Origin of the sequence: Paraburkholderia sabiae, from assembly GCF_030412785.1 — a bacterium.
Taxonomy (GTDB): domain Bacteria; phylum Pseudomonadota; class Gammaproteobacteria; order Burkholderiales; family Burkholderiaceae; genus Paraburkholderia; species Paraburkholderia sabiae.
On record NZ_CP125295.1, the window covers coordinates 987157 to 1000400 of the forward strand.

The following is a 13244-nucleotide window of genomic DNA, read 5'->3' on the forward strand; positions in this document are numbered from 1 at the left end:
TTCATTCTAGCGGAAGGCACTTTCCGTCACAGTAGGGCGAACGCGCGGTGCAACAAGGTTATCGGCAGAAAAAAGCCCGCCTTGCAGGCGGGCTTTCGGGAAGCCTGAGCGGTTAGGCTCAGGCTGCTCTGCTCAGGTTAGCGACCGCTTACTCGTGCTTCGCGGTTTCGACCTGTTGCATCGGCGTTGCGTCGACGGGCGGGAGCGGCTTGCGCTCGCGCGGCGCGCGGGCAGGCTTCACTGCCTGCGAGGCGGCTTCCTGGGCGGCGCGCAGCTTGTCGGAGTCGGTATTGACCCAGACGAGGCCGGCGCTTTCCAGCATCGACGTGAGCGCTTCCGCCGACTGGCCGGATGCCGCGCCGTTCGAGCGAACGGGTTGCGGTTCCGCGGGAGCGGCGACGGGCGCAGCTTGCGCTGCAACCGGCTCCGGCACAGGTTCCACGACGGGCTGCGCTTGCGCGACTTCAACGACGGGTTCCGCGACAGGCTGGGCGACCGGTTCGACGACCGGCTCGACAGCTGGTTCGACCGCTGGTTCGACCGCTGGTTCGACCGCGGCGGGCGTTTCTGCTGCCGGTTGCGCGACCTGCATAGGCGTTGCTTCAGGCGCGGCCGTAACGGGTTCGATCACCGGCTCGGCGGCAGCAGGCGCGGCCGCGACGGTTTCGACCTGTGCGGGCGCTTCTGCCGGCGCTTCCGTCGCTGCGGCAGGTGCCACAGGCGCGACGGACGGCGTCTCGACAGCTGCCGGCTCGGCGGGAACCGCTTCGACCTGCGTCGCTGCCAGTGCTTCGTCGGCGGGCACGACGGCTTCCGCCTTCGCTGCCTTTTCGACGGCAAGCGCCGGCGTTTCCGCCGATGCGTGCAGTTCGCTGACCACGGCTGCGCTCGTCGCGACGGCTGCCACGACGACTTCGACTGGCTTCACTTCCTGCGCCGGCTGCTGGACGGCTTCAGCCGCTTGCGGCTGCGCCTCGTGACGGCCCGTGTGTTCCGGCGCGCGCACGGGAGCTTCGGCCGACGCGGCCGGAGCCGTTTCGCCTTCTGCTTCTGCGACATCGGCTGCCGTGTTCACGTTCACGCCTTCTTCCTCGCGCTCGCGACGGCCACCACGGCGACCGCGACGACGGCGACGACGCTCTTCACCGTCACGTGCTTCCTCACCGGGGGCGCCGCCCGCCAGATTGGCTTGTGCCTGTGCGGCGACATCCATTTGCGCTTCGTCCTGGCTCAGTGCTTCGGCGGTTTCGGTTTGCTGCTGCTTGCGACGTTCGCCGCGCTCAGCACGTTCAGCGCGCTCGCCACGTTCACGGCGCTCACCGCGTTCCTGACGCTCGCCGCGTGCTTCCGTTGCTTCCGCGCGTTCCTGACCGCGTTCGACGCGTTCCGGACGTGCCTCACGCCCTTCACGTGCATCACGCGGTTCGCGTGCCTCACGGCCTTCGCGCTGCTCGCGGCCGCCGCGCGGCTCACGTGCTTCGCGCGGTTCGCGTTCCTGACGTTCGCCGCGTTGCGACGGTTGACCTTGACGGCCTTGCGTCGCCGCGCCTTCGCCACGGCCTGCCGCGTCGCGGCCACCTGCGCCGCCGCGACGGTTACGGTTGCGGTCGCCGCCGCGCTCGCCCGTGCGCTCACCGCGCTCGGTGCGTTCGCCGCGTGCCGGCTTCGTCGTCTTTTCGACAGGAGCGGGCGCGGGTGCGGGAGCCGCCGGCTGCATGCCGAACAGACCCTTCAGCCAGCCGATGAAACCGCCCGTTGCCGGCTGCACTTCCACAGTAGCGGCGGCGGGAGCCGGCGTGCGCACGGGTGCGCTCGGTGCCGGCTTCTCGGGCGTGATGCCCTTGACGGCCGCTTCCTGCTTCGGCTTCACCTCTTCGGCACGCTTGCTGTAACCCGTTTCCGATTCCAGCTCGCGAGCAGCTTCCTCGGCCATCTTCCAGGACGCGCGCGGATCGTCGAGGCGCGCGTCGTCGTGACGCAGACGCTCGAGCTTGTAATGCGGCGTGTCGAGGTGCTTGTTCGGCACCAGCACGACGTTGACCTTGAAGCGCGACTCGATCTTGTTGATTTCCGAGCGCTTTTCGTTGAGCAGGAAAGCGGTGACTTCGACGGGAACCTGGCAGTGGATGGCCGCCGTGTTCTCCTTCATCGCTTCTTCCTGAATGATCCGCAGCACTTGCAGCGCGGACGATTCGGTATCGCGGATGTGGCCCGTGCCGTTACAGCGCGGGCAGGTCACGTGGCTGCCTTCGGACAGCGCCGGGCGCAGACGCTGGCGCGACAGCTCCATCAGGCCGAAGCGCGAGATCTTGCCCATCTGGACGCGTGCGCGGTCGTGCTTGAGGGCGTCCTTCAGACGCTGCTCGACTTCGCGCTGGCTCTTCGCCGACTCCATATCGATGAAGTCGATCACGATCAGGCCGCCCAGGTCGCGCAGACGCAACTGGCGCGCGACTTCGTCGGCGGCTTCGAGGTTCGTGCGCGTGGCCGTTTCCTCGATGTCGGCGCCCTTGGTGGCGCGCGCCGAGTTCACGTCGATCGCGACGAGCGCTTCCGTGTGGTCGATCACGATCGCGCCGCCCGACGGCAGCGGCACCGTGCGCGAGTACGCGGTTTCGATCTGGTGCTCGATCTGGAAACGCGAGAAAAGCGGCACGTCGTCGTGATACCGCTTCACCTTGTTGACATTGTCCGGCATCACGATGTCCATGAAGGCGCGCGCCTGGTCATGGATTTCCGTGGTGTCGATGAGGATTTCGCCGATGTCCGGCTGGAAGTAGTCGCGAATCGCGCGGATGACGAGGCTCGATTCGAGATAGATCAGCATCGGCTGACCTTGCGTGCCGCTTTGCGACGCGGCTTCGATCGCGCGCCACAGCTGCATCAGGTAGTTCAGGTCCCACTGCAGCTCTTCGGCGCTGCGGCCGATACCGGCCGTGCGCGCGATGATGCTCATGCCTTCGGGCAGTTGCAGCTGGGACATGGTTTCGCGCAGTTCCTGGCGGTCGTCGCCTTCGATCCGGCGCGACACGCCGCCGCCGCGCGGATTGTTCGGCATCAGCACGAGGTAACGGCCGGCGAGCGAGATGAACGTGGTGAGGGCCGCGCCCTTGTTACCGCGTTCTTCTTTCTCGACCTGAACGATCAGTTCCTGGCCTTCCTTGAGGGCGTCCTGGATGCGCGCGGAGCGCATGTCGATGCCTTCGCGGAAATACTGGCGAGCGACTTCCTTGAACGGGAGAAAACCGTGTCGGTCTTCACCGTAGTTGACGAAGCAGGCTTCGAGCGACGGCTCGATGCGCGTCACGATCCCCTTGTAGATGTTGCCTTTGCGCTGTTCGCGCCCGGCGGTTTCGATGTCGATGTCGATGAGTTTTTGCCCATCGACGATGGCGACGCGCAGTTCTTCCTGCTGCGTCGCGTTGAACAACATGCGTTTCATTGAACGGCTCCAGAGCGGCTCTGCCTGTCCGGACCGACGGCGCGCGGGATCGAACCCGGCCAGCCGGCGGCAAGGACAGCGGCATGCCGCGCCTTATTGTGTTTTCACAAGCACGCTGGAGCGGGAAAGATGGCGGGAGAATTGCCTTGAAAGGGCGCCGTCCGAAAGAAAATGGACGCGCTGCCGCAGGGCACATGCGAACACGGCTTCAAATAATGGCCCGACACGCCGCGGGTCCTGGCAGCCGACTTGCATAGGCTTTCGTCCACGTGCGCTGCCGCGCCAGCTGGGCGCGCGTCCGGACGGGTTCGAAAGCCGCGGTCTTGCCGCAGCGGGCAAGCTCGCTCACAACGCGCGCCTGTCCCGCTCAGGGGTGTCTCGCCTCATTTTGACGTCGCCATGTCCCGCACTTTCTGCGGGACGCCTCGGGCGCACGCCGTATTTTCGCCACCGGCCGCTTCGCGCTGAAGGGACATCCAAGCCGTCCGTCGCCGAAGCTCGCCAGTCAAATTCTTTTTAACCAAAATTCCGTTACCGACGATGCCGACTGTGACCGAACGTGCCTGTGGGCGCCGTCCCTGCCGTGTCGTGCATCGTGCGTGCAACTTGTTGCATCTCATTTTCAGGGCGAGCAACCAACCCCCGGCGCAAGTAAAATAACGTTTTTATCGCTTGCACCTGCGCAATCCACCCGCGATTCGGTTTAATGCGCCGATCCTATATAGTCGGCCACCGCAGACTGCTGGGCAAATTATATTCAGAATGAAAGAGTTAGGCAAAACATCCCAGAAATCCGTGACGGGCGTCGCGAGCGATCAGGTTTCGATGATCGAAATCGACGACGGCGCGGCCGGTCAGCGGATCGACAATTTCCTGCTGCGCGTCTGTAAGGGCGTGCCGAAGAGTCATATTTACCGGATTCTGCGCAGCGGCGAAGTACGCGTGAACAAGGGCCGGGTCGACGCGCAATACCGTCTGGCCTATGGCGATCTGGTGCGCGTACCGCCCATCCGCATCGCAAAAAGCGACGAACCGGTGAACGCGCCGGCGCCGTCCGCGCATTTCGACATCCTGTTCGAAGACGATCACATGCTCGTCATCGACAAACCCGCGGGCGTCGCCGTCCACGGCGGCAGCGGCGTGGCGTTCGGCGTGATCGAGCAATTGCGCGCCGCGCGCCCGCAGGCGAAGTTTCTGGAACTGGTGCATCGGCTGGACCGCGAGACGTCGGGCGTGCTGATGCTCGCGAAAAAGCGTGCGGCGCTGGTGAATCTGCACGAGCAGATCCGAGAAAACCGGATGGACAAGCGCTACTACGCGTGTGTCCACGGAGAATGGGCGAGCGACTGGGGCCGTCGGCGCGCGGTGAAAGAGCCGCTGCACAAATATCTGCTGCCGGACGGCGAGCGGCGCGTGAGGGTTCAGCCGGACGGCCTGCCGTCGCACACCATTTTCAATCTGGTCGACCGGTGGACCGACTACGCGCTGCTCGAGGCGGAACTGAAAACGGGTCGCACTCATCAGATTCGTGTCCATCTGGCGCATCTGGGCTTGCCGATCGTCGGTGACGCCAAATACGGGGATTTCGCGCTGAACAAGCAGCTTGCGCGCTCCAACGCCAATCCGGGGCTCAAACGGATGTTTTTGCACGCGTATCGACTGAAACTGACGCATCCGGCGTCGGGCGAGACGGTACGGTTCGACGCGCCGCTGCCCGCGGAATGCAAGCGTTTCGTCGCGCAACTCGCCGGGATCGCTGGCGCAGCGGCTGACCATACACAACCACATACCGAGACGGGAACGCATGGCTCGACAGCAATTTGATCTGATCGTGTTCGATTGGGACGGGACGTTGATGGATTCGACCGTCCACATCACGCGCAGCATCCAGGCGGCCTGCCGCGACCTCGGCCTGCCCGTGCCCGCCGACGAAGCCGCGAGTTTCGTCATCGGTCTGGGCTTGCGCGACGCGCTCCAGATTGCCGCGCCGACGCTCGATCCGTCCGACTATCCGCGTCTCGCCGAGCGTTATCGCTTCCATTATCTGGTGAAGGATCAGACGACCGAGCTGTTTACGGGCGTGCGCGAGATGCTGGCCGACCTGCGCGACCAGGGCTATCTGCTCGCGATCGCGACGGGCAAGAGCCGCGTCGGGCTGAATCGCGCGCTCGACCAGGTGCGCCTGACGAGCCTGTTCGACGGCACGCGCTGCGCCGACGAAACGTTCTCGAAGCCGCATCCCGCCATGTTGCATGAACTCACGCGCGAACTGGGGCAGGATCCCGCGCGTACGGTGATGGTCGGCGATACGACGCATGATCTGCAGATGGCGATCAACGCGGGCGTGTCGGGCATCGGCGTCACGTACGGCGCGCATCCCGCCAACTCGCTGGTGGCGCTGGAGCCGAAGTTCGTCGCGGATAGCATCGCGTCGCTGTCGGGCTGGCTGCGGGAGCACGCATGACGGACGCCGTGCTTGAACCCGTGCGCGTGTGCGCGTCCGAAGAACTGGTCGACGGCGGGGCGGGGGTACGTCGTAACGCGACTTACGCGGGCGGCGACGCCGTCGTGTTTTTCGTGCGTTACGACGGCGTTGCCTATGGCTATCTGAACCGCTGCGCGCACGTTCCGATGGAACTGGACTGGAACGAGGGACAGTTCTTCGAATCGTCCGGCTTATACTTGATGTGCGCGACGCATGGCGCGATTTACGCGCCAGATACGGGCAAATGCGTGGGCGGCCCGTGCCGCGGCGGCAGGCTTCGGCCCTTGCAGGTCGACGAGCGCGATACGCCTGAAGGCCGTGCCGTATTCTGGATGCCGGACACCGATCTGCGTCCGGCATCTGTCTGATTTCCCGGCATCATTTTCAAACCTCGATTCCAATCGACGCTAACGCATGTCCGACAATCTGACTCCCGATCCGAACGAACCTGCCACAGCGGGCCGCGAAGCACGCCGGGCGTCCACCGACGAGCCGAACTGGGAACGCGCCGCGCTCGAGCGGATTGCGCTCGCGGCCGTCAACGAGCAGCGGGCGGCTCGGCGTTGGCGCATTTTCTTCCGGTTTCTGTTCCTGGCAGTGCTGGTCGTCATCGCGTGGGCCGTGTTCGACTTCAGCGGGGAGAAAGTCGCCGCGACTGGCCGGCACACAGCACTCGTCACACTTGAAGGCGAGATCGCGTCGGATACGAATGCAAACGCTGAAGATGTCGACGCGGCGCTCGCGAGCGCTTTCGATGATGCTGGCACGGCGGGCGTCGTATTACGCTGCAACAGTCCGGGAGGCAGCCCGGTTCAGGCGGGCATCATCTACCGTGAAATTCGCCGATTGCGCGCGAAATATCCGGCAATTCCGCTTTACGTCGTCGTGAGCGATATGTGTGCGTCGGGCGGCTATTACGCTGCCGCGGCCGCCGACAAGATTTATGTCGACAAGGCCAGCATCGTCGGATCGATTGGTGTGCTGATGGATGGCTTCGGCTTTACAGGTCTGATGGACAAGCTGGGCATCCAGCGCCGGATGCGCACTTCCGGTGAGAACAAGGGCTTTTTCGATCCGTTCTCGCCCGATACGCCGAAGATGGATCAACACGCGCAGGCGATGCTGGACGAAATCCACGCGCAATTCATCGACGCCGTGAAGCAGGGGCGCGGCAAGCGGCTGCAGGACACGCCGGACATCTTCTCGGGCCTGTTCTGGACGGGCGAAAAGAGCGTCGAACTGGGTTTGGCCGACGGTTTCGGCGATACCGATTACGTTGCGCGCGAAATCATCAAGGCGCCCGACGTGGTCGACTACACGGTGAAGGAAAGCATCACGGATCGCGTGGCGCGTAAGTTCGGCGCGGCCGTCGGCAGCGGCGCCGTGCGTGCGATGGCGACGATCGGCAAGCTGAATCTGCGGTAAGCGCCGTATTCGCTTGGCGGCGGCGGTCCAGGAATCCGACCGCCGCTTTCCTGGCGTCAGTTCGCCAGAATCAGAAAAATCGCCGGGCGTTTGTGAAGATCCGGCGCGGGCTTCTTCTTCCAGTCGATGACGGTCCGGCTCAGGATCGTTTCGCTTTCTAGTGTCAGATCGACTGCGACACAGACGAGTGTCGACGGCGCGCACGTCGCGATCAACGTGTCGAGCAACGCGCGATTCCGGTACGGCGTTTCGATGAAAATCTGCGTCTGCTTGCCTTTGCGCGACTGCTGCTCGAGTTCGCGCAGGCGTTTCGCGCGCTCGTTGGCGTCGACGGGCAGATAGCCGTGGAATGCAAAACTCTGGCCGTTCAGCCCGGATGCCATCAGCGCGAGCAGAATCGAACTCGGTCCGACGAACGGCACCACCTTCACGCCGCGCTCGTGGGCACGGCGCACGAGAAGCGCGCCCGGATCGGCGACGGCGGGGCATCCCGCTTCCGATACGAGTCCCGCATCCGTCCCCGCCAGAACGGGCGCCAGAAGCTTGTCGATTTCGCCAGCCGGCGTATTGACGTTCAGTTCGCGAATCTCGATTTCCTGAATCGGCCGCTCCGTGCCGACTTTTTTCAGGAACGCGCGCGTCGTTTTGGCGTTTTCGCCTATGTAATAGTGCAGGGCGGCCGCGCGGGCGCGCACGGGCGCGGGCAGGACGGCATCGAGCGCGGCGGCGTCGCCGTCGCCGAGCGTATTCGGGATCAGATAGAGAACGCCGCTCATTGCGCCTCCAGCAGCGGGTAGCCCGCGGCAAGCAGCATGCGGGTGAGCGCGATCAGCGGGAGGCCGATCAACGCGGTCGGATCGTCGGATTCGATGGCGTCGAGCAGCGCGATGCCGAGGCCTTCCGCTTTCGCGCTGCCAGCGCAGTCGTAAGGTGTTTCGGCGCGAAGATAGGCGTCGAGCGCGGCGTCGGACAGGTCACGAAAGCGCACTTTTGTGATGACGTCGACGGTTTCGGCGTCGTCGGAGGTGCTATCGAGCAGGCAAAGCGCGCTGTGGAATAGCACCTCGCGGCCGCGCATCGCCTGCAATTGCGCCAGCGCTTTTTCATGCGTACCGGGTTTGCCGATCTGATGGCCGTCGTAGGTCGCGACCTGATCCGAGCCGATGATCAGCGCACGTTCGCCGGTCGGCTGTTCTGCGGCGACGGCGCGCGCTTTCGCCTGCGCGAGACGCACCGCCGTTTCTTCCGGCAATTCACCTTCGAGCGGTGTTTCGTCGATGGCGGGCACCACGACGTCGAACGGAATGCGCAGGCGTTCGAGCAGTTCACGCCGATACGGCGAACTCGACGCCAGAATCAGGCGGGGCGGGCGTTTGGAGGAATCCGGCATGCTGGGAAAGAACCTTGATCTATCGGGAAAACGGGGTGTCGAAAGGCGAGGCGGCGGCGCGTCTGCGTAGCCGGCCTTAAGTGTTTGACTCGAAAAGACAAAACGGATATGATTTTGGGCTTTTCATCGGTATGCTTTGCCAAATGGCGTCCAGGCGGGCGCTGTCGACGCAACAGGGCATATAACGACTTACCCGGCTGAAATCCTTGCCGACGCAGGAGCGCACATGACTCAACATCCTGGCAAACCTGCTGGTCTCGTCGACCCGCGCGCACTCGACCTGTTCGATTTTGCACGCAGTGGACGTCAGGCCGCGGGTACCGTGCGCGTCTCGCAACTGCCGCGCATGTTAAACGAAGTCCCGGCGGAAGCGCCAGACCGCGATACCGCGTTCACCTGGCAAGCCGAAGGGACGACGCAGCCGGAATTGCAGGACGACGGCGCCGAGGGTCCGCAGCCGTATCTGAGGCTCGCGATTCACGGCGCCGCATGGCTCGAATGTCAGCGTTGCCTGTCTCCGTATGAGCAGGCGTTCAACGTCGATGCGACTTACCGGATCGTCAATACGGAAGAGGAAGCTGAAGAGTTTCCTCTGGACGAGGATGAAGTCGATGTGATCGTTGGGTCACGCCAGTTCGATCTTGTCGACTTGATCGAAGAGGAATTGCTGCTTTCGTTGCCGCTCGTGCCCAAGCACGACGTCTGTCCCGAAGTGCACGAGAGTCTGACCTCGGGCACGGCTGGGCTGGAAGGCGAAGAGGTCGCCGAGGGCGAAGCCGAAGAGGGTGAAGAGCCCAAGCGGCCGAATCCTTTTGCGGCACTCGAAGGTCTGAAGTCGGGCGGCTCCGGCGGCAAGAAGCACTGAACAGTTGCATGGGAGCGCGATGGGGCGCGCCGGGCACGGTGGTTTAGCCACGTGGCCTATGGCGGTTGCTGCGTCGGGCTGTGTTAGAATTCGGAAAATTTTCAGGAGTTATCATGGCAGTTCAACAAAACAAGAAGTCGCCGTCGAAGCGCGGCATGCACCGCTCGCACGATTTCCTCAACGCAGCGCCGCTGGCTGTTGAGCCGAGCACGGGTGAAGTGCATCTGCGTCACCACATCAGCCCGAACGGCTACTATCGCGGCAAGAAAGTCGTCAAGACGAAGAACGACTAATCGTCAGCATTGCGCTCAACTGGGTTTATCCCATTGGCGTTTAGCGTGGCGATCGGCTCGCTTGACATTTTCCCGGTTCATCAAAAAGGCGGCATTCAACTGCCGCTTTTTTGTGCCTGAAATTCGTCGCATTCCATGACTGTAAAGCTCACGATAGATTGCATGGGAGGCGACCACGGCCCGTCCGTGACCGTTCCCGCTGCCGTCAACTTCGTTCGCTCGCACGCCGATGCGCACCTGATGCTCGTTGGCATCGAAGGCGCGATTCGTGCGCAGCTCAAAAAGCTGAAGGCGGCGGACAATCCGGCAATCACGGTCGTACCCGCGTCCGAAATCGTCGCGATGGACGACCCTGTCGAAGTCGCACTTCGCAAGAAGAAAGACTCGTCGATGCGCGTGGCGCTCAATCGCGTCAAAGACGACGAGGCGCAGGCCTGCATCTCCGCCGGCAACACCGGCGCGCTGATGGCCGTTTCCCGCTATGTCCTTAAAACGCTCCCGGGCATCGAACGTCCGGCGATCGCGTTTGCCTTGCCCAATCCCACTGGCTACACCACGATGCTCGACCTCGGCGCGAACGTCGATTGCGAACCGCAGCATCTGTTGCAGTTCGCGGAGATGGGGCATGCGCTGGTTTCCGCCGTCGAAGGCAAGGAGCGTCCGACCATCGGGCTCCTGAATATCGGCGAAGAGGTCATCAAGGGCAACGACACCATCAAGCGGGCGGGCGAACTGCTGCGGACCAGCACGCTCAATTTCCGCGGTAACGTGGAAGGCAACGATATCTACAAAGGCACCGTCGACGTGATCGTCTGCGATGGCTTTGTCGGCAACGTTGCGCTGAAGACGTCCGAAGGCCTCGCGCAGATGCTCTCCGATATCATCAAGGAAGAATTCGGCCGCTCGTGGCTGACCAAGGTGATGGCCGTGCTCGCGCTGCCCGTGCTGCTGCGTTTCAAGAAGCGTGTCGATCATCGCCAGTACAACGGCGCGGCGCTGCTCGGCCTGCGCGGGCTGGTGATCAAAAGTCACGGTTCGGCCGATGCCTACGCGTTTGAGTGGGCAATCAAACGCGGGTATGATGCCGTCAAAAATGGCGTTCTCGAACGCCTTGCCCGCGCGATGGAGGAGAACGCGGGTTCACTCGAACAGGCGAAGCGCGACGCAGGCGGACCGGGTTCCGCGAGCCAGGTGGCAAGCCCGATCGCGGGTCCGATTTCTGGCCAGCCGGCCGAGCCCTACAGCGCACAATCCTCGAAGGCATAATGGCTCAATCCACTACCTATTCCCGCGTGCTGGGCACGGGCAGCTATCTGCCGTCCAACCGCGTTTCCAATCAGGAACTGGCCGATCGTCTCGCGAAGCAGGGCGTCGAGACTAGCGACGAATGGATCGTGGCCCGCACGGGCATTCACGCGCGTCACTTCGCCGATCCCGATGTCACGACCAGCGATCTCTCGCTCATCGCGTCGCAACGCGCGATCGAAGCCGCCGACGTCGATCCGCAATCCATCGACCTGATCATCGTCGCCACATCGACGCCTGACTTCGTGTTTCCGAGCACGGCGTGTCTGCTGCAGAACAAACTGGGCATCAAGAACAACGGCGCCGCGTTCGACGTGCAGGCCGTGTGCTCAGGTTTTGCCTATGCCGTTGCGACGGCTGACAGCTTCATTCGAAGCGGGCAACATCGTACTGCGCTGGTGGTCGGTGCTGAAACGTTCTCGCGCATTCTCGATTTCAACGACCGCACCACGTGCGTGCTGTTCGGCGACGGCGCGGGCGCTGTGATCCTGCAGGCATCGGATGAACCGGGTGTGCTGGCAAGCGCGTTGCATGCGGACGGCAGCCATTCGAACATCCTGTGTACGCCGGGCAATGTGAACGGCGGCATCGTGCAAGGCAGTGCGTTCCTGCACATGGACGGTCAGGCGGTGTTCAAGCTGGCTGTCAACGTGCTGGAGAAAGTCGCGGTCGAGGCGCTGCAGAAGGCTGATCTTCAGCCCGAACAGGTCGACTGGCTGATTCCGCACCAGGCCAATATCCGCATCATGCAGAGCACGTGCCGCAAGCTCGGCCTGCCGCAGGAGCGGATGGTCGTAACCGTGCACGAGCACGGCAACACGTCGGCGGCATCGATCCCGCTCGCGCTCGACGTCGCGGTTCGCGACGGACGCATCCAGCGCGGCCATAACGTGCTGATCGAAGGCGTCGGCGGCGGCTTTACATGGGGCGCATCGGTCATCCGTTACTGATGACCGCGCGAAGCAGCGCCTGAGCGCCGCTTCAGGTGGCGGCGCACGCCATGCGTGCGCGTCACGCACAATGAATTGATCGAATTGGGGACGATATGAAATTTGCGTTCGTTTTTCCGGGGCAGGGCTCGCAGGCGGTCGGCATGCTCAATGCATTCGCCGATAACGCGATCGTGCGCGAAACCCTCCAGGAAGCGTCCGACGCGCTCAACCAGGATCTCGGCAAACTGATCTCCGAAGGCCCGGCTGAAGACCTGAATCTCACCACTAACACCCAACCCGTGATGCTGACGGCTGCTTACGCGATCTTTCGCGCATGGCAGGCGGCGAACGGCCCTGCGCCTACAATCGTGGCCGGTCACAGCCTCGGCGAATACACGGCGCTCGTCGCCGCTGGCGCGCTGAAGTTTCGCGATGCAGTGCCGCTCGTGCGTTTTCGCGCGCAGGCCATGCAGAACGCCGTGCCCGTCGGGCAGGGCGGCATGGCTGCCATTCTCGGTCTCGATGACGACACCGTGCGCGAAGTGTGCAAGGAGGCATCGGCGGCAGGCGTCGTCGAAGCCGTGAACTTCAACGCGCCCGCGCAGGTCGTGATCGCCGGTCACAAGGCGGCGGTTGAAAAGGCGTGCGAAGTGGCAAAGGCAAAAGGCGCCAAGCGCGCGCTACCGCTCCCTGTGTCCGCGCCGTTCCATTCGTCGCTGCTCAAGCCGGCGTCGGATCAGTTGCGCGAATATCTGGCGAGCGTCGAAGTGCAAGTGCCGTCCATTCCTGTCGTGAACAACGTCGACGTGGCTATCGTCAACGAACCGGCTGGCATCAAGGATGCACTGGTGCGTCAGGCGGCGGGTGCCGTACGCTGGGTAGAGTGCGTGCAGTCGATCGCGAAGCAGGGCGTTACGCATGTGATCGAGTGCGGTCCCGGCAAGGTGCTTGCGGGTCTGACCAGGCGCATCGACGGCAATCTGGTCGGTGCGGCGATCGTCGATCCGGCGTCGCTGGACGAAGCGCTGAAAGTCGTCACAGCTTGAACGTCTATTTGTACGGTAGCAATGAATCAAACAGCCCTGCATGTGCAGGGCCATGCGGAAT

Annotated in this window: 12 protein-coding genes; 9 read left to right on the forward strand and 3 right to left on the reverse strand. The window is 63.5% G+C overall.

Annotated elements, in window-relative coordinates:
- Positions 1-148: 148 nt before the first annotated feature.
- A complete protein-coding gene (locus tag QEN71_RS04495) occupies positions 149-3442 on the reverse strand; it encodes an Rne/Rng family ribonuclease (RefSeq protein ID WP_201661152.1) in 3294 nt (1097 codons plus the stop codon).
- 762 nt (positions 3443-4204) lie between these two features.
- On the opposite strand from QEN71_RS04495, the gene QEN71_RS04500 reads away from it, so the two are divergent.
- Genes QEN71_RS04500 through QEN71_RS04515 form a run of 4 tightly spaced genes read left to right on the forward strand, consistent with a single transcriptional unit; the run spans position 4205 to position 7352 of the window.
- Positions 4205-5266, forward strand: a complete 1062-nt coding sequence (locus QEN71_RS04500) for an RluA family pseudouridine synthase (protein WP_201661150.1) — start codon at positions 4205-4207, stop codon at positions 5264-5266.
- Entirely contained in the window at positions 5247-5906 is a 660-nt protein-coding gene (locus tag QEN71_RS04505; protein WP_201661148.1) for an HAD-IA family hydrolase, read from the forward strand. Before QEN71_RS04500 ends, QEN71_RS04505 begins: the two co-directional genes overlap by 20 nt.
- Positions 5903-6295, forward strand: a complete 393-nt coding sequence (locus QEN71_RS04510; RefSeq protein WP_201661145.1) for a Rieske (2Fe-2S) protein — start codon at positions 5903-5905, stop codon at positions 6293-6295. The genes QEN71_RS04505 and QEN71_RS04510 overlap by 4 nt, the downstream gene beginning before the upstream one ends.
- Positions 6296-6341: 46 nt before the next feature.
- Complete coding sequence (locus QEN71_RS04515) at positions 6342-7352, forward strand: S49 family peptidase (RefSeq protein WP_201661142.1); 1011 nt, start codon at positions 6342-6344, stop codon at positions 7350-7352.
- A 56-nt stretch (positions 7353-7408) separates the two neighbouring features.
- On the opposite strand, the gene QEN71_RS04520 is transcribed toward QEN71_RS04515, so the two are convergent.
- Positions 7409-8128 (reverse strand): SAM-dependent methyltransferase, encoded by a 720-nt coding sequence (locus QEN71_RS04520; RefSeq protein WP_201661139.1) that lies wholly within the window; start codon positions 8126-8128, stop codon positions 7409-7411.
- Positions 8125-8742 carry a Maf-like protein gene (locus tag QEN71_RS04525; RefSeq protein WP_201661136.1) on the reverse strand — a complete coding sequence of 206 codons (618 nt, stop codon included), beginning with the start codon at positions 8740-8742 and terminating at the stop codon, positions 8125-8127. The genes QEN71_RS04520 and QEN71_RS04525 overlap by 4 nt, the downstream gene beginning before the upstream one ends.
- A 226-nt stretch (positions 8743-8968) precedes the next feature.
- On the opposite strand from QEN71_RS04525, the gene QEN71_RS04530 reads away from it, so the two are divergent.
- From QEN71_RS04530 to fabD, 5 genes are all read left to right on the forward strand, one after another.
- Positions 8969-9607, forward strand: coding sequence for a DUF177 domain-containing protein (locus tag QEN71_RS04530; RefSeq protein WP_201661133.1), 639 nt, complete (start codon positions 8969-8971; stop codon positions 9605-9607).
- 113 nt (positions 9608-9720) lie between these two features.
- Positions 9721-9900: a 50S ribosomal protein L32 gene (rpmF, locus tag QEN71_RS04535; RefSeq protein WP_012400235.1), complete on the forward strand. Its 180-nt coding sequence runs from the start codon at positions 9721-9723 to the stop codon at positions 9898-9900.
- Positions 9901-10035: 135 nt separating this feature from the next.
- Positions 10036-11166 (forward strand): phosphate acyltransferase PlsX, encoded by a 1131-nt coding sequence (gene plsX, locus QEN71_RS04540; RefSeq protein WP_201661130.1) that lies wholly within the window; start codon positions 10036-10038, stop codon positions 11164-11166.
- On the forward strand, positions 11166-12155 hold the full coding sequence (locus QEN71_RS04545; RefSeq protein ID WP_201661127.1) for a beta-ketoacyl-ACP synthase III: 990 nt from the start codon (positions 11166-11168) through the stop codon (positions 12153-12155). Before plsX ends, QEN71_RS04545 begins: the two co-directional genes overlap by 1 nt.
- A 95-nt stretch (positions 12156-12250) precedes the next feature.
- Positions 12251-13183 (forward strand): ACP S-malonyltransferase, encoded by a 933-nt coding sequence (gene fabD / locus QEN71_RS04550; protein WP_201661124.1) that lies wholly within the window; start codon positions 12251-12253, stop codon positions 13181-13183.
- Positions 13184-13244: the final 61 nt, after the last annotated feature.

Excerpts from the sequence above, each read along its gene's own strand:
- QEN71_RS04495 (WP_201661152.1), bottom strand. The coding sequence starts at position 3,442 with ATGAAACGCATGTTGTTCAACGCGACGCAGCAGGAAGAACTGCGCGTC.
- QEN71_RS04500 (WP_201661150.1), top strand. The coding sequence starts at position 4,205 with ATGAAAGAGTTAGGCAAAACATCCCAGAAATCCGTGACGGGCGTCGCG.
- QEN71_RS04505 (WP_201661148.1), top strand. The coding sequence starts at position 5,247 with ATGGCTCGACAGCAATTTGATCTGATCGTGTTCGATTGGGACGGGACG.
- QEN71_RS04510 (WP_201661145.1), top strand. The coding sequence starts at position 5,903 with ATGACGGACGCCGTGCTTGAACCCGTGCGCGTGTGCGCGTCCGAAGAA.
- QEN71_RS04515 (WP_201661142.1), top strand. The coding sequence starts at position 6,342 with ATGTCCGACAATCTGACTCCCGATCCGAACGAACCTGCCACAGCGGGC.
- QEN71_RS04520 (WP_201661139.1), bottom strand. The coding sequence starts at position 8,128 with ATGAGCGGCGTTCTCTATCTGATCCCGAATACGCTCGGCGACGGCGAC.
- QEN71_RS04525 (WP_201661136.1), bottom strand. The coding sequence starts at position 8,742 with ATGCCGGATTCCTCCAAACGCCCGCCCCGCCTGATTCTGGCGTCGAGT.
- QEN71_RS04530 (WP_201661133.1), top strand. The coding sequence starts at position 8,969 with ATGACTCAACATCCTGGCAAACCTGCTGGTCTCGTCGACCCGCGCGCA.
- rpmF (WP_012400235.1), top strand. The coding sequence starts at position 9,721 with ATGGCAGTTCAACAAAACAAGAAGTCGCCGTCGAAGCGCGGCATGCAC.
- plsX (WP_201661130.1), top strand. The coding sequence starts at position 10,036 with ATGACTGTAAAGCTCACGATAGATTGCATGGGAGGCGACCACGGCCCG.
- QEN71_RS04545 (WP_201661127.1), top strand. The coding sequence starts at position 11,166 with ATGGCTCAATCCACTACCTATTCCCGCGTGCTGGGCACGGGCAGCTAT.
- fabD (WP_201661124.1), top strand. The coding sequence starts at position 12,251 with ATGAAATTTGCGTTCGTTTTTCCGGGGCAGGGCTCGCAGGCGGTCGGC.